Source organism: Streptomyces sp. NPDC101166 (genome assembly GCF_044768125.1).
Classification (GTDB): Bacteria; Actinomycetota; Actinomycetes; order Streptomycetales; family Streptomycetaceae; genus Streptomyces.
The window spans coordinates 964,405-989,274 of record NZ_JBIWPF010000001.1 but is presented as its reverse complement, the minus strand read 5'-3'; the positions used below and the strand labels follow the sequence as shown (position 1 = coordinate 989,274).

Here is a 24,870-nt window from a genome sequence, read left to right as displayed (position 1 = left end):
GTGTGGTGGAGACCGGGACGACCGAGGAGCTGTACGGACACCCGGCACACCCCTGCACCCAGGCACCGCGGAGGGCGTCGCCCGGTCGTGCCACGGCCGTGGACCTCGACGACGACATGCTCCCGGAGCCGCCGCGGGCGCGTCTCCGGGCCCGATCGGCACGGCGCGGGGCTGCCCCTACCGCACGCGGTGCCCCAGGGCGTGCGACATCTGCGCCGCCGAGAGGCCCGAACTGGGGGCGAGCGCGCACCCGGGCGCGTGCCATTTCCCCAGCAGGGCGGAATAACATTCTCACGCACTGCAAAGAGGGTTCTCAGCCAGTGTGAGGGCCCCTATGCTGAACCCGCCGTCGGCCATCCCCCCCCCACACGCAAACGGCGAGCGGCCGCCATTGCTTCATGGAAGCGAGGTTCTCCCCCCATGCACACGAGTACGAGACTCTCCGCCCGGCGAGGGATGCTGGCCGGAGCGGCCGCCATGCTGCTGGCCGTGACGTCCGTCCAGTCCGTCGCGGCTCAGGCGGCCGAACCCGCCGTGTCGCTCACCCCGACCACGGTCCACGTCGACTTCGGTGCGCGCGAGGGCAACCTTCCACGTTCGGAACGGCTGAACAACTTCGGCAACGTGACGGCATGGCCGGAGCGGCGCGCCGGTGACGTGAAGTTCCTGAACCGGCAGGGCCTGCACGGTGATGTCTACCGGATCTGGCTGAGCAGCCCCAACGCCCCGGACGACATGAACGTGTTCGACACGTGTGACCTGACGACCCAGCGGTGTGACCTGTCCAAGCTGGACGACTACCTCACCGAGGCGAGTGCCTTGTCCGACTCGGTGCTGATCAACCTCAACCCGACGGACTTCGTCGAGGGCAAGCGCCCCTTGAAGGACCTCGAGCCGATGCTCGAGCTGATCCTGCGGAGCGTCAAGTCCGCGTACCCCCATGTGAAATACGTGGAGGCCTTCAACGAGCCGGACTGGCAGTTCTACGGCCAGCAACGCAAACAGGGAATTCCTGCGGACAAGACGACACTCCAGCCGGGTGACCTGTACCGCTTATACGCGCCCTACTACAAGGCGGTCGACAAGCTCAACAAGGGCCTCCGCCGTGCGGACCGCATCGAGCTGGGCGGGCCGGCGCTGTCATGGATGGACCCGAAGTGGATGAAGCCCTTCCTCGACGACTACGCCGCCGACCGGGACCCGCGCAAGCGCCTCGACTTCCTGGCGTATCACGCCTATCTGGCCTGGGACGACGACTACCAGGCGCCGTCGATGTACAAGGGTGACCTGAGGGTGGTGGCGAAACAACGTGAGACCCTGCTCGGCTGGTTCAAGGAACGCCGCATCCACCAGCGCATCCCCAGTTACGTCACCGAGACGGGCGTCTACCCCGGCCCGGCCTTCGATGACACCGACCCGCACAAGGACTACGTCCGCCAGGCGGCCGGCATGGCCACCTACTCCTACTACTTCGCGAACCAGCCGGACACCTACATGTTCAACTGGTGCGTGCGGCACCGGGTCGAGGAGCGCAAGGACCAGCTGGTGACCCGTACTCCGAACGGGCCGCGCCAGAACACCTTCAGTCCTTACGGCAACATGATGCTGATGCAGTCCAGGATGAAGGGCACCAGGGTGTCCGCCGTCGCGGACGGTCCCCTGGAAGGGGACAACGGCGTCTACACGATGGCGTCGAAGGACCGGACCGGCGCCTCGCTGATGGTGTGGAACTGGCAGCACGTGGGTGACCGCAGCTACCGGGCCACCATCGACATGTCCCGGATACCGGACGAACTGAGGAACCGTCCGGTCCGCCGGCTCATGTACCGGATCGACCAGAACACCAGCAACTACTTCGCCGACCCGGCCAAGGCCGGCCTCCAGCTGGTGGACAAGAGGATCGTGCGGCCCGGCAGGACTCACACCGCCACCGTCGATCTCGCGCCCAACGCGATCTACCTGATCGTGCTGGAACGCGCCTGACGCACCCTGGCGGGCCGAACGGACCCGTCACCGAGGCCCTGCCCCGTGAGGACACTCACGGGGCAGGGCCTCGTCCGCTCCTGGCACGCCCTCCCTCAGACCGAGGGGGTCCGCCGTCCGCACCGAGGATCAAACCGCTGCCGCCACGGTGTTCCAGCTCCAGGACCGGGGTTCGAGATGCCGCCGCGGCGGGCCTGAGTCGCGTCAGTGACAGGAGATGGCGCGCTCGGGGCAGCTCAGCGCGGCGGTGCGCGCCGCCTGCTTGAACTCCTCTGGCACGTCGGTCTGTTCGGTCACGGCGTAGCCGTCGTCACAGAGGTCGAACACCTCGGGGCTGACGGTGCAGCAGACGCCGTGCCCGCGGCAGCGGTCCTCGTCGATGGTGATCTTCATCGGGCGGTCCCTTCGATGGGCGTGAACTCCAGGTTGAGGTGGGTCAGGCGCGCAGGATGTACGTCGGCAGGTACCGGTACCGGCGCGCTTCCGTAGGCCCGTGCACGCGCTCGGAGATCCGGATGTCGCTCGTTCGGGCCAGCAGGCGCTCGATACCGACCCGTGCCTCGGTCCGCGCGAGCGGTGCGCCGGGGCAGGTGTGGACGCCCCGGCCGAAGGAGATGTGGTGGCGGGCGTTCGGACGGGCGGGGTCGAACGCGGCCGGGTCCTCGAAGCGGCGCGGGTCGCGGTTGGCGGCTCCGTTGACCACCATCAGCGTGGTACCCGCCGGGATGTCGACGCCCCCGACCGTGGCCGGGACCCTGGAGAGCCGGAAGTCCCCCTTCACCGGGCTCTCGATGCGCAGCGTCTCCTCGACGAAGTTCGGGATGCGCTCGGATTCCGAGCGCAACAGCGCCTGGATGTCGGCTCGTTCGGCGATCAGCTTCAACGCCGTGCTGAGCAGGCGGACGGTGGTTTCCTGCCCGGCCGAGAACAGGTTGGCGGCCACCCGGACCGCGTCGGCGACCTCCGGCAGGGAGCCGTCGGGGAACGTGGCGGTGGCGAGGCCGGTCAGGACATCCTCGCGTGGTTCCCGCCGCCGGTCCGCGATGTAGTGCGTGAAGCGCCCGTAGAGGAACTCCAGCGGTGACTGGGCGAGGGTGTCCTCGTCCGTGCTGCCGATGCCGCCGCCCGCCCGCGGCCGGCGCTGGAGCGCGTCGAGGAACTCCTCCCGGTCCTCCTCGGGCACGCCGAGCAGGTCCGCGATGACGAGCAGCGTGAACGGACCGGCGAACTCACCGATGAACTCGCCTTCCGGGCGCGCCAGGAAGGAGTCCAGCAGACGGTCAGCGATCTCCCGCACGGCCGCCTCGTTCTCCTTGAGCCGCTTCGGGGTGATCAGCCGCATCAGCAGCCCGCGGTGCGCGGTGTGCACGGGCGGATCGAGGGTCGGCAACTGGTCGCTCATCGGCAGCCCGTCGCGGTGTCGCTCGATGAGCCCGCTGACGTCGTCGCCTTCCAGCGGGACCGGGAAGCCCGGGAAGGGGCCCGTCACCGACAGGCACGACGAAAAGGTCTGCGCGTCCTGGGCCACCTGGACCGCCTCGTCGTACCCGGTCACCATCATCACGCCGTGGTGGGGCTCCCGGGTGACGGGGCAGCGTGCGCGCAGGGCGTCGAAGTAGGGGTACGGGTCCGCCACCGTGGTGTCGTCCCGGAAGAAGTCGATCGTGTCGATGTCCTCGGACGGCTCGTCGTGCGCCACTGGCCGGTCTCCTTCTGCTGCCGAGGGGGTAAGGAATCTTCTCGCAGTGGAGAACTTAATTCTCCGTCTTGCGGATCATCAGTCGCGGACGGCGGCTCCGGTTTCGTCGACAAGGCCCCAGTGCCGGGCCGTCGGCACGCTCATCGCGTCTCCGGTCAACGCCAGGTAGGCGGTGCGTTCCCGGCCGATCCGCGCCGGCAGGCTCGCGGTGCCGCCCGCCCCCGGGATCAGGCCCATGCCGATCTCCGGCAGTCGGACCACCGTGTCGGGCGCCGCGATCACGCGGCCGGCGAAGGCGGCCAGTTCGATGCCCGCGCCGACGCAGGCGCCGTGCAGATGGGCGGTCACCTTCGCCGCGCACCGCTGGAGCAACGCGGCCGGACTGCGGTGCACACGCACGTGATGGGCCCGCCCCGGGTCGCGCGAGGAACCGAACTCGGCGAGGTCGCCGCCGCTGCAGAACGCGGGGCCGTCGCCGCGCAGGTCGACGCGGGTGACGGTCGGGTCCGCCACGGCGACCTCCAGGGCCTCGCACAGGGCGTCCCGGGTGGCGGCGTCGAAGGCGTTACGCACCGAGGGGCGGTTCAGGGTGATGGTCAGGCGGTCCCCCTCCCGGTCGAGCCGGACGGGCTCGGCGGCCGGGCGGGCGGTGTGCGGGCGCTTCGCGGCCAGCCAGGCCCGGAAGCCCGCGCCGGCCTGCAGAGTGGAGTAGGCCAGCGACTCCGCGACCAGCCGGTCGGCCGGCGGCAGTGCCTGTCCCATGCGGAGCACCTGCACGAGGGCGAGGCAGGCATCGGGCCGGGCCGCGACGATGTCCCGCAGCCGCCGTGCGGTGGCGTACGGGTCGGCGCAGCCCACCCAGGGCCGGGGCGGGTCGGGTGACGCGGTCAGCAGTACGTCGAAGCCGGCGGCCGCTTCCCCTGGGCGCGCCGCGACGGCGACGCGCACACCCGGCGTCCCCCGCCGGGAGGTCGAAGCCGCGCGGTCGAGGTCGATCAGCTGGAAGGGTGATTCCATGACCACCGCAGTGTAATCTTGCTTCACCTCCTGCGAGAAGGGTGTTCGGCCGATGAAGAATGCCACTCTCGCTCGCTGGATGGCCACGGTGGAGGGCAGGCTCGGGCCACTGGCCGCCGTCGCGGACGACTTCACCGCCTTGACCGGTGTCCCCGTCGAGCTGGGCCCGACCCTCTTCGAGCGAGCCCTGGCGGCCGGGTTCCGTCTTCCCGGCGGTGTTTCGGCGGGTGGCTCCTGTCACCTCCTCGCCACCTCCGACGGCCGGGCCGCGGTCAACCTGGCCCGTCCCGACGACCACGCCGCCCTCCCGGCCCTCCTCGGACTCCTCGGCGCTCCCCGGGCCGACCTGCGAACCGCCGCGCGCGGGACCAGCGCGGCTGAACTGGTCGCATCCGCACAGACGTTGGGCATCGCCGCGGCGGAACTCGGAGCGGACCGCGGCGAGCGACCCCCGGTACGCGCCGATCGGTACGGGCCGGACCGCCCGCGCGACCTCGTCGGCTTGCGAGTCGTCGACCTGTCCGCGCTCTGGGCGGGTCCCTTGTGCGCACGACTGCTGGGGATGGCCGGGGCCCGCGTCGTGAAGGTGGAGAGCGCCTCCCGGCCGGACGGGGCCCGCTTCGGCCCTCCGGACTTCTACCGCCTCCTGCACCAAGGGCACGAGAGCCTGGTGCTCGACTTCGCCTCCGGCGCGCTCGCCGAGGTGATCGCGCAGGCCGACCTGGTCATCGAGGCCTCGCGGCCGCGCGCGCTCAGGCGGCTCGGGGTGCGCGCCGAGGAGTTCCTCGCCGGCCGCCCGGGCCGGGTGTGGGTGAGCATCACCGGGTACGGCCGTGACGACGACCGGATCGCCTTCGGCGACGACGCGGCGGTCTCCGGCGGCCTGACGGGTCTCGACCGGCACGGCGACCCGGTGTTCCTCGGTGACGCGCTCGGCGATCCCGTCACCGGCGTGTACGCGGCCCACGCCGCGGCCCGCTCCCTGGAGCGGGGCGGCGGCGAGCTGTTGAGCGTGTCCATGTCTGCCTGCACGGCCGCGCAGGTACACGCCTCGGCGGTCACCGGGGCAGCAGATCCGGAGGCCGCGTGGGGAGCAGACTCGGCGGTCACCCGGGCAGCAGACCGGGAGCCCGCCCGGGGACAAGATCCGGCGGTCACCGGGGCAGCGGTTTCGGCGGTCACCAAGGCAGCCGCTCCAGCTCCCGCCGGAGCCGCACAGCGGAGCGCTCCGGCGGCGACGTGCTGATCAGGGACGTGGAGGTCGAGGGCCGGGGCCGGGTGGACGTACGGGTCGAGCGCGGCAGGATCGCCGCGATCGGGCACCGGCTGCCCGGAGCCGCCGACGTCGACGGACGCGGCGGAGCGCTGCTTCCCGGGCTCCACGACCACCACATCCATCTCACCGCACTGGGGGCCGAGGCGGCATCGGTGCGTGTCGGCCCCGGTGACGTGCGCGGACCCGCCGGGCTCGCGGCGGCCCTGCGCGCCGGGGCGCCGGGGGAGTGGGTGCGGGCCGTCGGCTACCACGAGAGCATCGCCGGGGACCTGGACCGGCCGGCTCTGGACGCCCTCGCCCCGGACCGGCCGGTCCGGGTGCAGCACCGGAGCGGCGCCCTGTGGATCCTGAACAGCGCGGCGCTGCGGACGGCCGGACTGGAGAGCCCCGACGGGCGTCTGTGGCGGGAGGACGATCGCCTGCGCGCCCTGCTCCCTCCGGTACGGCTCGACTTGACCGGTGTCGGCCTGAGGGCCGCACGGCTCGGCGTCACCGGCTTCACCAACGCGGACCCGCAGCCCGCCGACGGCCTGGCGCGCACGCTGTCCGTCCTGCCCCAGCGGCTCTTCGTCATGGGCGTCGATCCGCCGGTGAAGCTCGTCCTCGACGACCTGACCCTGCCCACCCCCGTCGGCCTCGCCGACACGGTGCGGGGGATACGTCCCCGCCCGGTCGCCGTGCACTGCGTAACCCGCGTGCAGTTGCTCGTGACCCTCCTCGCCCTGGAGGACGCGGGCCCGGTGGACGGCGACCGCATCGAGCACGGGTCCGTGATCCCGGTGGAGACCCTCCCCTGGCTGAAGCGGCTCGGCGTGACCGTGGTGACCCAGCCGCACTTCCCGGTCGAACGGGCCGAGGCGTACGCCACCGAGGTGCACCCCGACGACCGGCCGCATCTCTACCGCTGCCGCAGCCTCGCCGAGGCCGGCGTCCCGGTCGCCGCCGGCACCGACGCACCGTACGGCACGCACGACCCGTGGGCCGTCATGCGGGCCGCCGTCGCGCGCGGCGAGCCGGAGAGCCTCACACCGCGTGCGGCGCTGGGCCTCTTCCTGGGCACTCCGCGCCGACCAGGACGCCCACGCCGGGTGACGGCCGGCGTACCGGCCGACCTCTGCCTGCTCCATGTGCCCCTGCGGGAGGCACTCGACGTCCTCACCGCCGACGCGGTACGGGCCGCGTACGTCGGGGGCCGGCCGATCACCGACCCCGCACCCGACTCCGAGGGAGCACAGTGAACGAGACGCAGGACCGGGACTTCCGTGAGCCCTACACGGACGTGGACGAATGGCGCGACACCCCGGTGCGCCACCGCTACCTCCACGGTGGCTTCCTCGACAACGGCACACGGTTCTCGCTCTGTTTCCCGCCCGACGACGCCTACCGGGGACGCTTCTTCCAGCACATCACCCCCGTACCCGGCAGCGAGAACCAAGCCCAGGACGCCCGAGGGCAGGAGGACAGGATCTCCTTCGCCCTGTCCAGCGGCGCGTACTTCCTGGAGACCAACGGCGGCGGGGCGGACCCGGGCGACCCGACCATCGGCGGCTTCCGCGCCAACGCGGCGGCGGCCCGCAACTCCCGTGTCATCGCCCAGCGGATCCACGGACCGCACCGGGTGTACGGATACGCCTACGGCGGCAGCGGCGGCGGGTACCGGACCATCGCCGGCGCCGAGAACACCGAGGGCGTCTGGGACGGGGTGGTGCCGTACGTCATCGGCAGTCCCATGGCGATACCGAACGTCTTCAGCGTGCGCATGCACGCACAGCGGGTGCTCCGGCACCGCCTCGACCAGATCGTCGACGCGCTGGAACCGGGCGGCAGCGGCGACCCGTACGAGGGGCTGGACGCCGAGGAACGAGCCGCGCTCGCCGAGGTCACGGCCATGGGCTTCCCGCCGCGGGCCTGGTTCGGCCACCGCACCATGGGCATGCACGCCTTCACCGCCCTCTACGGCGGCATGCGCCTGCTCGACCCCGGCTACTTCGAGGACTTCTGGACGCTGCCCGGCTACCTCGGGGCCGACCCGGGGGCCTCGGTTCACAGGGACCGCCTGCGGCACGGCTCCGAGATCTCCGCCCTGATCACGGCGCGGGAGGCGGCGCGACTCGGCCTCGGCGTCCCGCACCCGGCGGACGCCCCGGGCGGGGTGGACCACGCCTTCCGGGGACCACGGACCGACGAGGACTCCGTCGTCGCCTTGAGGCTCGCGATGCCCGTGCCCCGCGACGCGCAGGGCGCGGAACTCACCGTCCGGACCGGGCAGGCGCAGGGGAGGGCCCTCGTCCTTCGGGACGTGCGCGGCGACCTGGTGCTGCTGGACGAGCAGAACGACCCCGCCACGATCGCCGCCCTACGCCCCGGGGACGCCGTGGACATCGACAACAGCCCCTTTCTCGCCGCCCAGACCTACCATCGCCACCAGGTCCCGCCCGAGGGGTTCCCGGTCTGGGACCGGTTCCGTGACGAGGAGGGGAAGCCGGTCCCGCCCCAGCGCCCGCAACTGCTGGGCCCGCTCTTCTCCCTGGGTGCCGGCGGGTCCGTGCAGACGGGGAAGTTCGGCGGAAAGATGATCGTGGTCGCCTGCCTCCTGGACCGGGAGGCGTTCCCCTGGCAGGCGGACTGGTACCGGTCGGCGGTCCGGCAGCACCTCGGCGACGCCACCGACGAGCACTTCCGCCTCTGGTATGTGGACAACGCCCTCCACGGCGACCGCGAGATCCAGGAGGATCCCACTCGGTCCGTGAGCTATCTGGGCGTCGTGCACCAGGCGTTGCGTGACCTGAGCGCGTGGGTGGAGCGGGGCACGCCCCCGGCCGCCTCGACCGACTGCGTGGTCACCGACGGGCAGGTCGCGGTGCCGCCCTCGGCCGCCGCACGACGCGGGGTCCAGCCCGTAGTCCGGCTGACGGTGGACGGCACCGACCGCGTGGACGTCCGGACGGGGGAGCAGGTCACCCTGTGTGCCGTCGGAGAGGTCCCGCCCGGCGCCGGACAGGTGGTCTCGGTCCAGTGGGACCTCGAAGGGGACGGCACGTACCCGGTCACCGAGGGCGTCGCGCCGGCCGAACGGGTCCGTGTGGAGCGGCGCCACGCCTTCTCCTCACCGGGCACCCGATGCGTGACCGTGCGCGTGCGCTGCGAGCGCGACGGCGACGTCACGGCCCTGTTCACGCGCGTGGACAACATCGCCCGGGTCCGGGTGGTCGTCGCCCGCTGACGAGGTCAGACGCTGTACCCGCCGTCCACCCCCAGCGCCTGGCCCGTGACGAACCCGGCCCGGTCCGAGGCGAGGAACGCGACCGCCTCCGCGATGTCCTGGGCCCGTCCGAACCGGCGCAGGGGGATGTTGCGGCGGGTGACGGCCAGGGCCGCCTCGTCGAGTTCACCCGTGTCGATCAGCCGGCCCGCGATGCCGTCCGTGAGCATCCCCGGGGCGACACAGTTGACCCGGACGCCGTAGCGGCCCTCCTCGGCAGCCAGGGCGCGGGCCACTGCCTCCACGGCTCCCTTGGCGCCCGAGGAGAGCCCGTCGCGCACCGGGTAGCGGCGCGTGGCGACGGTGGTGACGGCGACGATGCTGCCGCCGCTCTCCCGCAGCAGCGGCAGCGCCGGGTGGACGAGGTTGAAGAACGCCACCGCGTCGGCCTCCAGCTGCGCGCGGTAGCGGCTCGGCGTGACCTTGCTCAGGTGGGTCATGGGCACATGTGGTCCGGCCGCGTAGACCAGCGTGTGCACGCCGCCGCACCCGCGCACGGCCCGCGCCGTCTCCGCCTCGTCGGTCAGATCCAGCGGCAGGGCGGTGACCCGCCGGCCGTGAGCCCCCGCCTCCCGCACGAGGTCGTCCGCCGCCGCACGGCTGGTGCGATAGGTGAAGGTGACGTCGCTGCCGCGTTCGGCCAGCGTCCGCACGATCGCGGCGCCGATGCCGCCGGTCCCGCCCGCGACGAAGGCCGCGCCCGGCCGAGCGGTGAAGTCGTCCATGCCTCACAACCCCAGGGACTTGGCGATGATGACCTTCATGACCTCGCTCGTCCCGGCGTAGATGCGGGTGATGCGGGCGTCCGCGTACAGTCGGGCGATCGGGTACTCCAACATGTAGCCGTAACCGCCGAAGAGTTGAAGACACCGGTCGACGGCTCGGGCCTGCATCTCGGTGCAGAACAGCTTGACCTTCGCGGCGTCCGCGCCGGACAGCCGCCCGTCGACCAGTTCCAGAACGGCCCGGTCGAGCACGGCCTGCGCCGCCTCGATCTCCGCGTCGACGGCGGCGAGTTCGAACTTGGTGTTCTGGAAGGACGCGACCGGCGACCCGAAGACCGTGCGCTCCTTGACGTACGCGACCGTCGTGTCGAGCGCGGCGCGGGCCTGCGCGACCGAGCCGACCGCGACGGTCATCCGCTCCCGGGGGAGGTTGTGCCCCAGGTACGCGAAGGCCCTGCCCTCCTCGCCGAGCCGGTTGGCGACGGGCACCCGGACCTCGTCGAAGCCCAGCTCGACGGTGTCCTGCACCTTGATGCCCATCTTGTCCAGCACCCGGCCGCGCGTGAAGCCCGGCATCCCGTCCTCCACCACCAGCAGGGTGAGTCCCGCCCGCCGGTCGCCCGGGTCGGTCGAGGTGCGCGCCACCACGATCACCAGGTCGGCGAGGAGCCCCCCGGTGATGAAGGTCTTGGCCCCGTTCACCACGTAGTGGTCGCCGTCGCGCACGGCGGTCGTCCGGATCCCCGCGAGGTCGGAGCCGGTGCCGGGCTCGGTCATCGCGATCGCGGTCAGCAGTCCACCGGAGGCCAGCCCGGGGAACCAGCGCCGGCGCTGCCCCTCGTCGGTGTAGGCGAGGAAGTACGGCAGGACGACGTCGAGTTGGGTACGGACCGTGCCGAGCGTGACCAGGGCGCGGGCCGCCTCCTCCTGGAGGACGACGTTGTAGCGGTAGTCGGGCTGCCCGCCCCCGCCGTACTCCTCCGGTACCGCCATGCCCAGCAGCCCCAGCGAGCCGAGCCGCTCGAAGAACGACCGGGGCAGGCGCCCGGCCTTCTCCCACTCGGAGTAGTGCGGCACCACCTCCTTGGCCACGACGTCCCGGACCAGTTCCCGGAACGCCTCGTGGTCGGCGGTGAAGACATCACGGCGCACGACAACCCCTCTCGTCAGCGGGCGAGTTCGACGAGCGTGGCGTTGGCGGTGCCGCCGCCCTCGCACATGGTCTGAAGGCCGTAGCGGATGCCGTGGTCCCGCATGTGATGGATCATGCGGGTCATCAGGACGGCCCCCGAGGCGCCGAGCGGATGACCGAGCGCGATGGCCCCGCCGAGCGGGTTGACCAGTTCCGGGTCGGCACCCGTCTCGGCCAGCCAGGCGAGCGGCACCGGCGCGAAGGCCTCGTTCACCTCGAAGACACCGACCTGCGAAAGCGCCACCCCGGCCTTGTCCAGCACCTTCGCGGTGGCCGGGATCGGCCCCGTGAGCATCAGCACCGGATCCGAGCCGACCACCGCGCCCGCCCGGAAGCGCACGATCGGCGTCAGCCCCAGCTCCCGTGCCCGCACGGGGGTGGTGACCAGGACCGCCGCCGCTCCGTCCGAGATCTGGGAGGCGTTGCCCGCGTGGATCACGCCGTCGTCCTCCAGGAAGGAGGGCTTGAGCCGGGCGAGCGTCTCCACCGTGGTGCCCCGGCGGATGCCCTCGTCGGTCTTCACCCCCGCCACCGGCACGATCTGCTCCTCGAAGGCGCCGCCGTCCTGTGCGGCGGCGGCCCGCCCGTGCGACAGCGCCGCGTACGCGTCCAGCCGTGCGCGCGTGAGGCCCCACTTCTGGGCGATCCTCTCCGCGGAGACGCCCTGGTTGAAGGAGAAGTCCTGGTAACGGCCGAGGACTTGAGGTCCGTACGGCATTCCGCTCGCCCGGGCCGAGCCCAGCGGCACCCGGCTCATCACCTCGACGCCGCCCGCCACGACCACGTCCTGCTGCCCGGACAGCACCGCCTGCACGGCGAATTCCAGGGCCTGCTGGCTCGATCCGCAGGCCCGGTTGACCGTGGTCCCCGGGATGCTCTCGGGCCAGCCCGCCGCCAGCACCGCGTACCGGCCGATGTTGCTCGACTGGTCGCCGACCTGGGAGACACACCCCCAGATCACGTCGTCGACGGTCTCCGGGTCCACCCCGGCCCGTTCGACGAGCGCGCTCAGCACCGCGCCGGACAGGTCGGCCGGATGGACACCCGCCAGCCCGCCGTTCCGTCTGCCCACGGCGGTACGGACCGCTGCCGCGATCACCGCTTCCCGTATCACGTGTCGTCGTCCTCCGATCGGCTCGGCACCGCCCAGCGGCCCGTGAAGAGTGGTTCGCGTCGCGCGGCGAACGCGGCGTAGGCCTCCCGGACGTCCGCGCCCGCGAAGTTCACCGCCTGCGCCCGTGCCTCGTTCGCCAGCGCGTCGCGCAGGGTACGGTCGGTACCCTCGTTGAGCAGCGCCTTGGTCTGGGCGAGGGTCGCCGGGGGGCCAGCGGCCAGCCGGGCGGTGACCTCGTCGGTGAACGCGTCCACCGTGTCGGCGTCCGCCACCCAGGTCACCAGGCCCAGAGCCTTCGCCTCCGCCGCGTCGATCGTCTCCGCGAGCAGCGCGAGCCGTTTGGCCTGCTGCAGTCCGACCAGTCTCGGCAGCAGCCAGGTGCCGCCGCAGTCCGGGGACAGCCCCCGCCGCGCGAAGATCTGGGAGAACCGTGCCACGGGCGTGGCGATCACCAGATCGCAGCCGAGCGCCAGGTTCCAGCCGGCCCCCACCGCCGGCCCGGTCACCTTGGCGACCGTGGGCACGGGCAGTTCGTGCAGCAGCAGGGTCACCTCGGTCAGGGGCCGCATCCGGTACAGGGGATGAGCACTGCTGACCTGTTTGGGGATGTCCGCGCCGGAGCAGAAGGCACCGCCCGCACCGGTCAGGACGAGGGCCCGCACCGACCGGTCGCAGCCCGCCGTCGCGAGGGCTTCCCGCAGCGCCTCCCACAGCTCGGCGTCGATGGCGTTCCGGCGGTGCGGCCGGTTCAGGGTCAGCGTCCGCACCCCGCCGGCGTCGCTGGTCAGCAGCACGCTCACCGGACAGCTCCTTGTGCCCGCAGGGTCGTGATCTCCCCTGGTGCATAGCCCAGTTCGGCCAGCACGGCGTCCGTGTGCTCACCCAGCCCGGGGACTGCGCCCATCCGCGGCTCGTACCCGGCGACCACGGGCGGCGGCAGCAGTGCGGGCACCGGCCCCGAGGGCGTGCCGACCTGCCGCCAGCGGTCCCGGGCGGCCAGCTGCGGATGCGCGAGGACGTCGGTGACCGTGTTGTAGCGGGAGTTGCCGATCCCGGCCGCGTCGGCCCGCTCCTGGACATGCCCCAGGTCGTGCCGCGCGCACCAGTCGCCGATCGCGGCGTCGAGGATCGCGCGGTGCTCCACACGGCCGGCGTTCGAGCGGAACCGCGCGTCGTCCGCCAGGTCCGGTCGGCCGATCAGCTCCGTGGCCAGCCGCCGCCATTCACGGTCGTTCGTGGTGCCGAGCACGACGGTCTGCCCGTCGGCCGTGCGATAGGCGCCGTAGGGGGACACCGCGGGCGAACTCATGCCGAGCGGCCGCTGCTCGACCCCCGAGTGCCGGGTGTACGTCAGCGGGTAGCCCATCAGCTCCGCCATGGTGTCGAACAGGCTCACCGCGACCTGCCCCGACCGCCGCGCGTACAGCAGCGACAGCACCGACAGCGCCGCGTACAGCCCGCTGCACACGTCCGCGACGGGCGGGCCCGGTTTGGCGGGAGCGCCCTCCAGGCCGGTCACCGAGCAGGCCCCGGACTCCGCCTGGACCAGCAGGTCGTAGGCGCGTTTGTGGGAGAGGGGCCCGCCGGGGCCGTACCCGTCGATCTCCACGGCGATCAGCTCCGGGTGGCGTACCTCCAGGTCGGCGGGGGAGAGGCCCAGCTTGGCCGTGGTGCCGGGGGTCAGGTTGGAGACCAGGACGTCGGCGCGCTCCAGCAGCCGGTGCAGGACCGCCTGTCCGGCGTCCGACTTCAGGTCCAGGGCCACCGACTCCTTGCCCCGGTTGGCCCACACGAAGTGCGCCGCGAGTCCGCCCACCACGTCGTCGTAGTGGCGGGCGAAGTCGCCGCCCGCCGGATTCTCCACCTTGATGACCCGGGCGCCGAAGTCACCGAGCGTACGCGTGCACATGGGGGCCGACACGGCCTGTTCCAGCGCCACCACCGTGAGCCCCGCCAGGGGGCCGCCGTCCGTCACCGGCTCAGCTCCCCAGCCGTGCGCGCAGTTCGTGCTTGAGCACCTTCTGGCTGGCATTGCGCGGTAGTTGGTCCACGAAGCGCACCTGGCGGGGCACCTTGAAGTTCGCCATGTGCGCCCTCGCCCACGTGATGACGTCCTGCTCCGTGACGTCCGCTGCGGCCCTCGGCACGACGAAGGCGCAACCGACCTCCCCGAGCCGCTCGTCCGGAACCCCGATCACCGCCGCCTGCGCTATCGGCTCGTAGCCGAGGAGCAGCTTCTCGATCTCGGCCGGGTATGCGTTGAAGCCGCCGACGATGAACATCTCCTTCTTCCGGTCGACGATCGCCAGGTTGCCGTCCGCGTCCAGGCGGCCGATGTCACCGGTGTGCAGCCAGCCCTCGCAGTCGATCGTCTCGGCGGTGGCCGCAGGGTCGTCCCAGTAGCCGCGCGTCACGTTGTAGCCGCGGACCAGGACCTCACCCGCCTCGCCCGCCGGCACGTCCTTCCCGGTGTCGTCGGCGATCCGGACCTCGACGTCCGGGATGGGGCGCCCGGTGGTGCGGGCCACGGTCTCCTCGGTGTCCCCGACCCTGGTCGTGGTGACCAGCGCCGTCGACTCCGTGAGCCCGTAGGCGCTCAACACGATGTCGAAGGACAGGTCGTTCTTCATCGCCCGGATCAGCGACTCCGGGACGGTCGTGCCGCCCGTCATGGACACCCGCAGGGACGAAAGGTCGTACGAGGAACGCCGCGGATGGTTCAGGAGGTCGTGGAAGATGGTCGGCGGGCCGAGGACGATGCTCACCCGCTCCGCCTCAACGATTTCGAGTGCGCGCCCCGCGTCGAAGACCGCCATGGGGATCACGGTCACGCCGTGCATCAGGGAGGCGAGCCAGCCCGCCTTGTATCCGAAGCAGTGGAAGAAGGGCGGGATGACCAGGAAGCTGTCGGAGGCGCCGAAGGTGTATTCCGTGGACATCCAGCCGTACGCCCGCAGCGTCTGCCCGTGGGTGAGGATCACGCCCTTGGGGTGGCCGGTGGTGCCGGAGGTGAACATCACGTCGGAGACGTGATCCGGAGTGAGCCGGTCGACGGATTCGAGGGCGGCCGCCTCGGGGCACTCTTCGCCGTGCGCGAGGAACTGACTCCAGTACAGGCCTTCCGCTCCGCCCGGCATCGACACCGCGATGCGCAGCGCGGGTAGTTCGGGATCGGCGCGTCTCAGCTCGGCGATGTAGTCGATGCCGAGGAACGACGCGGCGGCGAACAGTGCCTTCGCGCCGGACTTCCGCAGGATGTAGGAGATCTCGGCCGGCTTGAAACGCGTGTTGAGCGGGACGACGACACCTCCCGCGCCCTGGATGCCGAGAGCCGTCACGATCCACTCCGCCGTGTTCGGCGCGCACAGGCCGACGCGGTCACCCGGCCCGATGCCGAGCGCGAGCGCAGAGCGCACCGCGTGGATCATCCGGGCCTCCAGTTCCCGGAAGGTGAGGCGCAGTTCGCCATCGACGAGGGCCGGGGCGTCACCGAACCGCCGGGCGGCGACCCTCACCACGTTCGGAATGCTGAGGAACTCCAGGTCGTGTCGCATGGCGGGGGGCTCCGTTCAGGCACGGCGGTCGGCGGGCAGGCGCAGCAGCCGCTTGGCGATGATGTTCCGCTGGATCTGGGACGTGCCGCCGTACACGGACGCGGCCCGCGAGTAGAAGTAGTCGCCCAGGACCTCGCCGCCCTCCCCGTACAGCTCCTCGGGGAAGACCTTCAGCGCCGTCTCGTACAGGCGTTGTTCGGCGCGGGTCATGAGCAGCTTGTCCACCGACGACTCCGGTCCCGCGGGCTGCCCGGCGAGCCGTTCGGCGGTGCGGCGCCGGGCGTGGGCGACCAGGACCCGGTAGTCGACGACACAGCGGCCGATGTCCGACAGCAAGCCGTCCGGGAGCGTGCTGCGGCGCTCGTGCGCGGCGCGGCGCAGCCGTTCGATCAGCAGCCCGTACTTCGAGAGGTGACCGGTGTCCAGGGCGTTGCGCTCGTACGCCACCGTCGTCATCGCCAGCGGCCAGCCGTCACCCTCGGCGCCGATCCGCTCGGTCTCCTCCAGGCGGACGTCGTCGAGGAACAGCTCGCAGAACTCGTCGTCGCCGTTGGCCGCGCGCAGGGGCCGGACGGTCACGCCGGGGCGGTCCAGCGGCAGGACGAAGGCCGAGAGACAGGCGTGGGAGGGTGCGGTGCGGTCGGTGCGGGCCAGCAGCAGGCAGAGGCCGGAGTACTGGGCGTAACTAGTCCACAGTTTCTGGCCGTTGACGATGTAGTGGCCCTCCGGGCGGCGCTCGGCACAGGTGCTCATGCCGGCCAGGTCCGAGCCGGCACCGGGCTCGCTGAAGCCCTGGCACCACACGTCGTCGCCGGAGAGCATGCGCGGCAGCAGACGGCGGCGCTGCTCCTCGGAGCCGAACTCCAACAGGGCGTGGGCGAGGTAGCCGATGCGGGGGACGCCGGGCGCGCCCCGCGCTCCCAGTTCGTCGCTGACGGCCACCTGGTGCAGCGCGGTCAGGCCCCGGCCGCCGTACTCCTCCGGGACGTCGAGGCCCACCCAGCCGCCGGAGTGCAGCCGGCGGTGCCAGCGGTGCAGGAAGACGGGGAGCGGTTCGTCCGCCGGCCGCTCGGGCAGCGGATGACGGGTCAGCCAGGCGCGGAAGTCCCGGCGTAGACGGTCCAGGTCCGCCGGGTCGCCGAAGTCCAGGGGCAGGTCGGTCGTGCCGGTCATGGTGTCGCCTCCGGTGCGGCCAGCGCGGGCAGCAGATCGGCTGTGGTCGCCAGCAGCGTGGTTCCGGCGAGGACCCGGCGCAGGTACAGGTGAGCCACGTGCTCCCAGGTCTGGGCGATCCCGCCGAAGACCTGCATCCCGGCGTACACCGCCTCGACGGCCGAGACGTCGACCTCCGCCTTGGCCACACGGGCCGCGGTCAGAGCCGGTCCGGACGCTTCGTGGTCCAGGCACCAGGCGGCGTGGCGGGTGGCGCTCGTGCCGGCCTCCACCAGGACGGTGGCGTCGGCGAGCAGGTGCTGCACGGCTTGGAAGGAGCCGATCGGCTGTCCGTACTGGTGGCGTTCGCGGGCGTAGTCCGTGCTCTGCTCGGCGAACGAGCGGGCCGCGCCCACGAGTTCGCTCGCCACGACGACCAGGGCGTATGCCTGCCAGCGCTGGTGTGCCCCGGCGGTGAGCCGGCCGACGGGCCGCCCTTCGGCGGAGGCGTGCCGCACGCTCCGCAGCAGGTCCGCGGTCGGTGCCGGCGCCCCCACCTCGTGTTCGGTGACGCGTCCTTCGGCGTCGACGGACAGGGCGGTGTCGGCCCCTTCGCAGTCCCAGGCGACGAGCCCGGTCGCTTCGGGGCCGGGGAAGCGCAGGTCATGGGCGAGTGCGACGGTGGGGCGGGAGCCGCGGACGGCGTCGGGCCGCTCGCCCCCGTCGATGAGACGCCGCAGCTCGGGGGCGAGCAGCGCGGTGCCGAGGAGGGACGTGGTCAGCGGCTGCCGGCCGTGTTCCTCGGCGAGCAGGGCGCATTCCTGCACGGTGGCGGCCGGCGGGGAGGTGCGGCGCAGGTCCGTCAGGCCGAGTTCGTCCAGTGCCCGCTGCGCGGCCGCGCGAGCCTGCGGCTCGGCACCGTCGGCGCAGTCCGTGCGGAAGCGGGACGCGAACGCCCGCAGCATGTCCCGGACCAGCGTGAACTCCTCGCGTTCCACGCTCAGTCCTCGGCGGCGGCGGCAGTGGTGGTGGTGGCGCGGCGGTTCGCGCGGGAGGCGAGGTCGCCCACGATGCGGATGTGGTCGGAGCTGGTCATGGTGGAGCGCTCGGCCAGCAGCGCCGCTTCCATGCCGCCGCGCGAGACCTGTTCGACCACCGCCGCGAGGGCCGCCTTCGTGGCCCGCAGTGCCTCCGGGGGCTGGGCCGCGAGCCGGTGGGCCAGGGCCAGGGCCTCACCCATCAGGTCGGCCCCCGGGACGGTCCGGTTGGCCAGGCCGAGTTCGACGGCGGTGGCGGCCGGCATGCGGTCCCCGGTGAACAGGTACTGCTTCACGCGCAGCAGGCTGGTCAGCAGCGGCCACAGGGTCACCCCGCCGTCGCCCGCCACCAGGCCCACCGAGACGTGCGGGTCGGCGAGGTAGGCGTCGTCGGCCATGAGGACGAGGTCGCACCCCAGCGCGAGGGAGCAGCCGAGGCCCACGGCTGGGCCGTTGACGGCGGCGACGACCGGCAGCGGGAAGCGGATCATGTCCGTCTGGATGGTGCGGTCGAGCCGGATGGACCGCTCCCGCAGCTCCGGGTCGTCGTGGTGGCGGAGCAGATGGTCGAAGTCGCCGCCCGCGCTGAACGCCCGCCCGGCTCCGGTGAGGACGACAGCCCGCGCTCCGGGGTCCTCGGCGAGCTCCCGCCACACTTGGGACAGCCGGAGGTGGAGCTCCGCCGAGACACCGTTGAGGTGGTCGGGGCGGTTCAGCGTGACGATGCGGACGTCTCCGTCGTCGGCCACGGTCAGGACGGGGCTCACGTCGGTCATGCCACCGATGTTATTAAAGGTCAGACCGAATGTGTCAATGGTGTTGCGCAAAATGGAGAATCATATTCTCACCCGTTGCCGGGCGGATCAGGCCTCGGGCTCGGTCAGTTCCACCCGTTCCCGGCGGTCCACCTCCGCGGCGGCCCGTGCGAACCCGCACACATGACGGCTCATCCGCCGCCGGGCGGCCGCCGAGTCACCCGCCCTGATGGCCTCGGTGATCTTCGCGTGCGCCTGGGCGGTGACCTCGCGGATCCGGGCGTCCATGAACCGTTCCAGGTTCGTGGCGGCGTAGATCGACTCCGAGAGAGCGCTGAGGAACCCGATGAGCAGCTCGTTGCCGCCGGCCCTCGCCACCCCGTTGTGCCAGCGGACGTTGGCCCGCAGGAAGCGCCGGATGTCCTCACCGGCCCCGACCAGCTCGGCGTGGGCGGCGTCCAGGTCGGCCAGGTCCCGCTCGGTGCGCCGGCCGGCCGCGAGCGCCGCGCACGCCGGTTCGATCGCCTCGCGGGTCTCATGCAGGGCCTCCAGCCGGATCTGCTGGCCCCGGATCACCAACTGGACCGTGTTCGCCAGGGACTCCCGGCCCGGCCGGCGCACGAAGGCCCCGCCCCCGCGTCCCGGCCGGATCTCCACCAGCCGCTCGACCTCCAGGATGCGCAGCGCCTCCCGGACGGTCGCCCGGCTCAGCCCCGTCTGCTCCACCAGCTGCCGCTCGGGAGGCAGAGCCGTGCCCTCCGCGAACTCCCCGGTCAGGATGCGCTCACGCACCTCGGCGGCCAGGACGTCCGAGGCCTTGGGGACGGTGAGCGTGTCGAAGCGCGGGGTGCGGGAGGTGGAATGGGCGCTGGGCACGGGTTCAGGCCTCTCGTCGGGCATCCGTTTCGGCTGAACCATTCAACACCGCGTGCCGTCCGTCAGATGACCAGCCCGCCGTCCACCGGCAGCACCTGCCCGGTGACGAAGGACGCCGCGTCGGAGGCGAGGAAGACGAACGCGCCCGCGACCTCGGCCGGCTCCGCCCACCGGCCCAGCGGGATCCGGGCGAGCATCCGGTCCGCGAACTTCGGGTCGGTACGGATGGTCTCGGTCATCGAGGTCGCCGCCAGCGGCGCCAGCGCGTTGACCAGGATGTTCTTCCTGGCCAGCTCGCGGGCCAGCGATTTGGTGAACCCGATGACGGCGGCCTTGGCCGCCGAATAGTTCACCTGGCCCAGGGTGCCGGTCAGGCCGGCCGACGACGTGACGTTGATGATCCGCCCGGTGCCGTCCGTCGGCAGGAAGGGCAGCGCGGCCTGCGCGCACTGGAACGCTCCCAGCACATGGATCTCGATCAGTCGCCGCACCGACTCCTTCTCCAGCTTCTCGAACATCGCGGGAGCGGTGACCCCGGCGTTGTTGACGAGGATGTGCAGCGTCCCGCCGGTGAGCGCGGCGGCCCGGGACACCGCGGCGTCGGCCGCTTCCCGGTCCACGACGTCCAGGGCGGCCCCCTCGGCCCGCAGGCCCCGCGCGGTCAGCTTCGTGGCCACGGCAGCGGCAGCCGCCTCGTCGACATCGGTGACGAGCACCGCGGCCCCGGCCCGTGCCAGCGCCTCGGCCACCGCCGAGCCGATGCCACCGCCGGCGCCGGTCACCAGCGCCGAACGCCCTGCCAGATCGAACAGTCCCGTTCCTTCGGCCATCACGGCTCCTCAGTAGCTCCTCGGAAGCCCCAGCGTGTGGGACCCCAGATAGTTCAGGACCATCTCCTGGCTGACCGGCGCGATCCGCGTCAGGCGGGCCTCCCGGAAGAAGCGCGCCACCGGATACTCCTCGGAGTAGCCCATGCCGCCGTGCGTCTGCAGGGCCCGGTCGGCGGCGGTGAACCCGGCGTCCGCGCACAGGTACTTGGCGGTGTTGGCCTCCCGCCCGCACGGCCGGCCCCGGTCGTACAGCCACGTCGCCTTGCGCAGCACGAGCTCCGCCGCGTCGAGGCGGGTGAGTGCGTCGGCGAGCGGGAACTGGATGCCCTGGTTCATGCCGATGGGCCGGCCGAACACCTCCCGCTCACGGCCGTACCGCACGGCCCGCTCCAGGGCGACCCGGCCGATGCCGAGCGCCTCGGCGGCGATCAGCATCCGCTCCGGGTTGAGGCCGTCGAGCAGATGGCGGAAGCCCTGGCCCTCCTCGCCGACCCGGTCCTCGACGGGCACTCTGAGCTCGTCGATGAACAGCTCGTTGGAGGAGACGGCGTTGCGGCCCATCTTCGGGATCGGGCGGATGTCCACCCGGTCGCGGTCCAGGTCGGTCAGGAACAGGGTCATGCCGTCCGTCGGCCTGCCGACCTCGTCGCGCCGGGCCGTGCGGGTCAGCAGCAGGATCTTCTCCGACTCCAGGGCCTTGGAGATCCACACCTTGCGTCCACTGACGACGTAGTGGTCGCCGTCCCGGCGGGCGTGCGTCGTGATGCTCGTCGTGTCCAGTCCGGCGCCCGGCTCCGTCACCCCGAAGCACACGTGCAGATCGCCGCGCGCGATACGGGGCAGGGTGCGCCGCTTCAGCTCCTCGGAGCCGTGCACCACCACCGGATGCATGCCGAAGATCGACATGTGGATCGCGCTGGCGGCGTTCATGCCACCGCCGGAGCGCGCGACCTCCTCCAGCAGCAGCGTGGCCTCCGTGATGCCGAGTCCGTGGCCGCCGTGCTCCTCGGGGATCGTGATCCCGAGCCAGCCGCCGTCCGCGACCGCGGTGTAGAACTCCTCAGGGAACGCGTGGTCCCGGTCCTTCTCCATCCAGTACCGGTCGTCGAAATCACGCAGGAGACCGGCCACGGACTTGCGGATCGTCTCCTGATCCTCGGTCAGCTCGAAGTCCACGGTGGGGAACCCCTCTGCCGGGCGGCTGATGGAAAGTGCGAAACATATCAAAGGTCAGACCAAAACGATCGGTCAAGAGCCCGGGGGAGATGTTTCGACGTGAGCGGGCCCCCGCGGGTGCGCCGCGGGGGCCCGAGCGTGAGGGCGGTCGGATCAGGTCCGGGGCCGGGAAGTCGCCTTACGGGTGCCGGACTTTGCCGGTGTGGCGGACTTCTTCGCGGTGGTGGCCGATGCCGTCTTCTTGGCGGTGGTGCCCGAGGTTGTCCTCTTCGCCGTGGTGCCCGAGGTCGCCTTCTTCGCGGGGGCCGACTTCTTCGCCGCACCTGTCTTCTTCGCGGCAGGCCCGGTCGCCGACTCCTGGGGGCCCGCCACCGCTCCGCCCGTGATCCCGCCGAGGCAGAACGCCCACACCTCCTCGACGGTGATCGGGGACGGGTGGGCTCCGACCGGGGCGGCGGGGGCCTGGGCCGTGAACATGGCCGTCTGCATGATCAGGGAGGCGGTGCGCCGGGCCTTCGGGGAGGTGGCCTGCCCCGCCTCCACGGCCTCCTCCACCAGCTCGGTGAAGAGGCTGAGCAGGGGCAGGTGCGCGGTGGCCACCTGGTCCGGGTGGGACACCAGGAGCTGGACGGCGAAGTCGGTGAAGAGGGGCGACTGCCGGCCGGGACGGGGCTTGGAGGAGTCGTAGAGCAACTCGACCGCGATCCGCAGTCGCGTCAGCGGGTCCTGCCCCGTGGCGGTCTTCTCGCGGATGTCGGCGGCCGACCTCGCCAGCGCGTCCTCGAACAGCGCGAGCAGCAGCTCGTGCTTGCCGTCGAAGTGCTGGTAGAAGCTGCGCAGCGACTGGCGGGAGCGCTCCACGACCTCCTGCACGGTGAAGTCGGTGGTGCCCTTGTCGGCGATGAGTTCCTGGGCGGCGTCCAGGAAGCGCTGCACGCGCTGCTCGGCGCGCAGCTTCGCCGCCCGGGTGGAGCGCTCGACGGCGCGCTGCCGCCAGGCGGGCTCGGGGGACTCGACGGATTCGGCGGGGACGACACTCATGGGAAGAACGGTACTCCACGTATGCGGAAAGGGGAGGCCGGAGCCCTACCGAATTACGCTCTACGAAGTGCAAGAGTCTTACTCGCGCAATGTGAGAATGTTATTCTCAACCCCGGTCCGGGCTCGTGCCCGGATGCAGCCGGTGGTACGGCGGAGGGGGCCGGGCGTGGAGTTCGAACTCGACGAGGAGCAGCGGCTGCTGCGGCGCACCGTGCGCGAGACGGTGACCAAGGTGCGCGGCCGCCCCGAGGACCAGCAGTGGGACACCTACCTCCGCCTCGGCTGGCTGGAGGCGCCCCCGCTCGAACTCGCCCTCATCCTCGAGGAACTGGGGTACGCCGCCGATCCCACCCCGTTCCTGGCCACCGCCACCTGGTTCGCACCGCTCACCGGCCGCCTCCCCGAGGGCAGCGGCACCGCCGTGTTCGACGGCGCCGGGCGCTACGTCCTGGACGCCGACCGGGCGGACGAGGTCGCACTGCTCACCCGCCGGGGTGTCATCGTCGTCCCGGGAGCGGAGCTGGCCGCGGGACGGGTGCCGGTGCTCGATCCGCACCTGCACGCCGCCCATGTGGACGCCGACGGCCTGGTCGCCGCGGTGCCCGAACTGGCCCTGCTGGGGCTGGCCGCCACCTGTGTCGGCGCCTGCCGGCGCGTCCTCGACCTCGTCCTGGACCATGTGAAGCAGCGTGCACAGTTCGGCCGGCCGCTCGGCTCCTTCCAGGCCGTCAAGCACAAGGCGGCCGACATGCACGTGGCCATCGAACGGGCCCGTGCCCTCACCCACTTCGGCGCCCTGACCCTCGCGGAGGACGACCCGCGCCGGACCGACGCCGCGCACATGGCCAAGGCCGCGGCGGGCGAGTGCCAGCGCCTGGTCTTCCGGCACGGTCTGCAGCTGTTCGGCGCCATGGGCTTCACCTGGGAGAACGAACTGCAGTACCACCTCAAACGCGCCCAGGCCTGCGACCTGCTCCTCGGTGTCGCATCCGTTCACAGGAAGGCATTGCTCGCGTGATGAAGCTGGCCGACGACCCCGAGGTGGAGGCGTTCCGCGCGGAGTTCGCCGCCTTTCTCGACGCCCACCTGCCCGACGAGGCCGAGGCCCGCGAACGCGCCGGCTCCAGCGGCGACGTCCCCGCCTGGGCACGCCGCTGGCAGCGCACCCTGTTCGACGCGGGCTGGCTGCTGCCGGGCCAGCCGCCCGAGTACGGCGGCCGGGACGCCACCCTGCCCCAGCAACTCGCCCACCTGGAGGAGCTGGCCCGCCGCCGGGTCTACCACAGCTTCAACCCCCAGGGCCTCGGCATCATCGCCGCCTCCCTGCTCACCTTCGGCACCGAGGAGCAGAAGCGCCGCTGGGCGGTGCCGATCCTGCGTGCCGAGATCACCGCCGCGCTCGGCATGAGCGAACCCGAGGCAGGCTCCGACCTGGCCTCCCTGCGCACCAGGGCCGTACCGGACCGGGACGGGTTCGTGGTCGACGGGCAGAAGATCTGGACCTCCGGCGCGCACGACGCCGACGTCCTGCTCACCTTCGTCCGCACCGACCCGGACGCGCCCAAGCACCAGGGCATCAGCGCCCTGCTGATCCCGACCGGCACCGAAGGCGTCGTGCGCCGCCCGTTCGGATCGATCGCCGCCGAGGACGACCTCGACTTCAACGAGGTGTTCCTCACCGACGTCAGGGTGCCCCGCGAGAACCTCGTAGGCCCCCTGAACGAGGGCTGGCGGGTGGCGAACGGCTCCCTCCGCCACGAGCGCACGCTGCTGTGGCTGTCGTACGCCGAACGCCTTGAGGACCTGCTCCGCGACGCGGCCGGCGCGGGAGCCGGCCAGGAGTGGTACGCCACGCTCCGCATGGACCTGACGGCGCTGCGGCTGCTCGGCTACCGCCAGCTGGGCCCGGACCGGGACCCGGCGGAGATCTCGGTGCTCAAACTGCTCGGCTCCGAGGCCGTCCAGTCCGCCTCGCTGCACGCGCTGGAGGCGCACGGCGCCGAGGGGCTGGAGCATCCGGCCCGCACGGGCCCGTACCACCACATGCACCACGAGCACTTCATCTCCAGCTGGTTCGAGCGGTACGCGCGCAGCTTCGCCGGCACCATCGCGGGCGGCACCAGCGAGATCCAGCGCAACATCATTGCCGAGCGCATCCTCGGCCTGCCGCGATAGACGAGG

22 protein-coding genes are annotated in these 24,870 nt (G+C 72.1%); 6 read left to right on the top strand and 16 right to left on the bottom strand.

Annotated features, from left to right (window positions below):
- Nucleotides 1–420: 420 nt before the first annotated feature.
- A complete protein-coding gene (locus ACIRS4_RS04220) occupies nt 421–1,983 on the top strand; it encodes a hypothetical protein (protein WP_404189652.1) in 1,563 nt (520 codons plus the stop codon).
- 204 nt (nt 1,984–2,187) lie between these two features.
- Here the strand turns inward: ACIRS4_RS04220 and ACIRS4_RS04215 are convergent, their stop codons facing one another.
- From ACIRS4_RS04215 to ACIRS4_RS04205, 3 genes are all read right to left on the bottom strand, one after another.
- Nucleotides 2,188–2,376 carry a ferredoxin gene (locus ACIRS4_RS04215; protein ID WP_404189649.1) on the bottom strand — a complete coding sequence of 63 codons (189 nt, stop codon included), beginning with the start codon at nt 2,374–2,376 and terminating at the stop codon, nt 2,188–2,190.
- 43 nt (nt 2,377–2,419) lie between these two features.
- On the bottom strand, nt 2,420–3,682 hold the full coding sequence (locus ACIRS4_RS04210; RefSeq protein WP_404189647.1) for a cytochrome P450: 1,263 nt from the start codon (nt 3,680–3,682) through the stop codon (nt 2,420–2,422).
- A gap of 78 nt (nt 3,683–3,760) precedes the next feature.
- Entirely contained in the window at nt 3,761–4,699 is a 939-nt protein-coding gene (locus ACIRS4_RS04205; RefSeq protein WP_404189644.1) for an enoyl-CoA hydratase/isomerase family protein, read from the bottom strand.
- 52 nt (nt 4,700–4,751) lie between these two features.
- Here ACIRS4_RS04205 and ACIRS4_RS04200 point away from each other — a divergent pair, with 52 nt between their 5' ends.
- From ACIRS4_RS04200 to ACIRS4_RS04190, 3 genes are read left to right on the top strand one after another with little or no spacing between them, the layout of a single operon-like run.
- Nucleotides 4,752–5,945, top strand: coding sequence for a CoA transferase (locus ACIRS4_RS04200; RefSeq protein WP_404189642.1), 1,194 nt, complete (start codon nt 4,752–4,754; stop codon nt 5,943–5,945).
- Nucleotides 5,939–7,213 carry an amidohydrolase family protein gene (locus ACIRS4_RS04195; protein WP_404189640.1) on the top strand — a complete coding sequence of 425 codons (1,275 nt, stop codon included), beginning with the start codon at nt 5,939–5,941 and terminating at the stop codon, nt 7,211–7,213. Before ACIRS4_RS04200 ends, ACIRS4_RS04195 begins: the two co-directional genes overlap by 7 nt.
- Complete coding sequence (locus ACIRS4_RS04190; RefSeq protein WP_404189638.1) at nt 7,210–9,198, top strand: Tat pathway signal sequence domain protein; 1,989 nt, start codon at nt 7,210–7,212, stop codon at nt 9,196–9,198. The genes ACIRS4_RS04195 and ACIRS4_RS04190 overlap by 4 nt, the downstream gene beginning before the upstream one ends.
- A 5-nt stretch (nt 9,199–9,203) precedes the next feature.
- On the opposite strand, the gene ACIRS4_RS04185 is transcribed toward ACIRS4_RS04190, so the two are convergent.
- From ACIRS4_RS04185 to ACIRS4_RS04125, 13 genes are all read right to left on the bottom strand, one after another.
- Nucleotides 9,204–9,962, bottom strand: a complete 759-nt coding sequence (locus tag ACIRS4_RS04185; protein ID WP_404189635.1) for an SDR family NAD(P)-dependent oxidoreductase — start codon at nt 9,960–9,962, stop codon at nt 9,204–9,206.
- Nucleotides 9,963–9,965: 3 nt separating this feature from the next.
- Nucleotides 9,966–11,114 (bottom strand): acyl-CoA dehydrogenase family protein, encoded by a 1,149-nt coding sequence (locus tag ACIRS4_RS04180; RefSeq protein WP_404189632.1) that lies wholly within the window; start codon nt 11,112–11,114, stop codon nt 9,966–9,968.
- A gap of 14 nt (nt 11,115–11,128) precedes the next feature.
- Nucleotides 11,129–12,265: a thiolase family protein gene (locus ACIRS4_RS04175; RefSeq protein ID WP_404189817.1), complete on the bottom strand. Its 1,137-nt coding sequence runs from the start codon at nt 12,263–12,265 to the stop codon at nt 11,129–11,131.
- Nucleotides 12,265–13,068, bottom strand: coding sequence for an enoyl-CoA hydratase/isomerase family protein (locus ACIRS4_RS04170; protein ID WP_404189629.1), 804 nt, complete (start codon nt 13,066–13,068; stop codon nt 12,265–12,267). Before ACIRS4_RS04170 ends, ACIRS4_RS04175 begins: the two co-directional genes overlap by 1 nt.
- Nucleotides 13,065–14,243 carry a CaiB/BaiF CoA transferase family protein gene (locus tag ACIRS4_RS04165; RefSeq protein ID WP_404189627.1) on the bottom strand — a complete coding sequence of 393 codons (1,179 nt, stop codon included), beginning with the start codon at nt 14,241–14,243 and terminating at the stop codon, nt 13,065–13,067. The genes ACIRS4_RS04170 and ACIRS4_RS04165 overlap by 4 nt, the downstream gene beginning before the upstream one ends.
- Before the next feature lie 4 nt (nt 14,244–14,247).
- Nucleotides 14,248–15,822 (bottom strand): FadD3 family acyl-CoA ligase, encoded by a 1,575-nt coding sequence (locus ACIRS4_RS04160; RefSeq protein WP_404189624.1) that lies wholly within the window; start codon nt 15,820–15,822, stop codon nt 14,248–14,250.
- A gap of 15 nt (nt 15,823–15,837) precedes the next feature.
- Nucleotides 15,838–16,995 carry an acyl-CoA dehydrogenase family protein gene (locus ACIRS4_RS04155; RefSeq protein WP_404189622.1) on the bottom strand — a complete coding sequence of 386 codons (1,158 nt, stop codon included), beginning with the start codon at nt 16,993–16,995 and terminating at the stop codon, nt 15,838–15,840.
- On the bottom strand, nt 16,992–17,972 hold the full coding sequence (locus tag ACIRS4_RS04150; RefSeq protein WP_404189619.1) for an acyl-CoA dehydrogenase family protein: 981 nt from the start codon (nt 17,970–17,972) through the stop codon (nt 16,992–16,994). The genes ACIRS4_RS04155 and ACIRS4_RS04150 overlap by 4 nt, the downstream gene beginning before the upstream one ends.
- 2 nt (nt 17,973–17,974) lie before the next feature.
- Nucleotides 17,975–18,787 (bottom strand): enoyl-CoA hydratase/isomerase family protein, encoded by an 813-nt coding sequence (locus ACIRS4_RS04145; protein ID WP_404189616.1) that lies wholly within the window; start codon nt 18,785–18,787, stop codon nt 17,975–17,977.
- An 87-nt stretch (nt 18,788–18,874) separates the two neighbouring features.
- The gene (locus ACIRS4_RS04140; protein ID WP_404189613.1) at nt 18,875–19,642 is read right to left on the bottom strand and encodes a FadR/GntR family transcriptional regulator; all 768 of its coding nucleotides are present in this window, start codon (nt 19,640–19,642) and stop codon (nt 18,875–18,877) included.
- 62 nt (nt 19,643–19,704) lie between these two features.
- Nucleotides 19,705–20,472, bottom strand: coding sequence for an SDR family NAD(P)-dependent oxidoreductase (locus ACIRS4_RS04135; RefSeq protein ID WP_404189610.1), 768 nt, complete (start codon nt 20,470–20,472; stop codon nt 19,705–19,707).
- Nucleotides 20,473–20,481: 9 nt separating this feature from the next.
- Complete coding sequence (locus tag ACIRS4_RS04130) at nt 20,482–21,648, bottom strand: acyl-CoA dehydrogenase family protein (protein ID WP_404189608.1); 1,167 nt, start codon at nt 21,646–21,648, stop codon at nt 20,482–20,484.
- Between the two features lie 153 nt (nt 21,649–21,801).
- Complete coding sequence (locus ACIRS4_RS04125) at nt 21,802–22,689, bottom strand: TetR/AcrR family transcriptional regulator (RefSeq protein WP_404189605.1); 888 nt, start codon at nt 22,687–22,689, stop codon at nt 21,802–21,804.
- Nucleotides 22,690–22,855: 166 nt separating this feature from the next.
- Between ACIRS4_RS04125 and ACIRS4_RS04120 the strand changes: the two genes are divergently transcribed.
- The gene (locus ACIRS4_RS04120; protein ID WP_404189603.1) at nt 22,856–23,707 is read left to right on the top strand and encodes an acyl-CoA dehydrogenase family protein; all 852 of its coding nucleotides are present in this window, start codon (nt 22,856–22,858) and stop codon (nt 23,705–23,707) included.
- On the top strand, nt 23,707–24,864 hold the full coding sequence (locus ACIRS4_RS04115; protein ID WP_404189814.1) for an acyl-CoA dehydrogenase family protein: 1,158 nt from the start codon (nt 23,707–23,709) through the stop codon (nt 24,862–24,864). Before ACIRS4_RS04120 ends, ACIRS4_RS04115 begins: the two co-directional genes overlap by 1 nt.
- Nucleotides 24,865–24,870: the final 6 nt, after the last annotated feature.

Bases quoted from the DNA above. Each gene is read 5' to 3' on its own strand.
- ACIRS4_RS04125 (WP_404189605.1), bottom strand. From the start codon at position 22,689: ATGAGTGTCGTCCCCGCCGAATCCGTCGAGTCCCCCGAGCCCGCCTGG.
- ACIRS4_RS04200 (WP_404189642.1), top strand. From the start codon at position 4,752: ATGAAGAATGCCACTCTCGCTCGCTGGATGGCCACGGTGGAGGGCAGG.
- ACIRS4_RS04205 (WP_404189644.1), bottom strand. From the start codon at position 4,699: ATGGAATCACCCTTCCAGCTGATCGACCTCGACCGCGCGGCTTCGACC.
- ACIRS4_RS04220 (WP_404189652.1), top strand. From the start codon at position 421: ATGCACACGAGTACGAGACTCTCCGCCCGGCGAGGGATGCTGGCCGGA.
- ACIRS4_RS04160 (WP_404189624.1), bottom strand. From the start codon at position 15,822: ATGCGACACGACCTGGAGTTCCTCAGCATTCCGAACGTGGTGAGGGTC.
- ACIRS4_RS04185 (WP_404189635.1), bottom strand. From the start codon at position 9,962: ATGGACGACTTCACCGCTCGGCCGGGCGCGGCCTTCGTCGCGGGCGGG.
- ACIRS4_RS04135 (WP_404189610.1), bottom strand. From the start codon at position 20,472: ATGGCCGAAGGAACGGGACTGTTCGATCTGGCAGGGCGTTCGGCGCTG.
- ACIRS4_RS04215 (WP_404189649.1), bottom strand. From the start codon at position 2,376: ATGAAGATCACCATCGACGAGGACCGCTGCCGCGGGCACGGCGTCTGC.
- ACIRS4_RS04115 (WP_404189814.1), top strand. From the start codon at position 23,707: ATGAAGCTGGCCGACGACCCCGAGGTGGAGGCGTTCCGCGCGGAGTTC.
- ACIRS4_RS04145 (WP_404189616.1), bottom strand. From the start codon at position 18,787: ATGACCGACGTGAGCCCCGTCCTGACCGTGGCCGACGACGGAGACGTC.
- ACIRS4_RS04155 (WP_404189622.1), bottom strand. From the start codon at position 16,995: ATGACCGGCACGACCGACCTGCCCCTGGACTTCGGCGACCCGGCGGAC.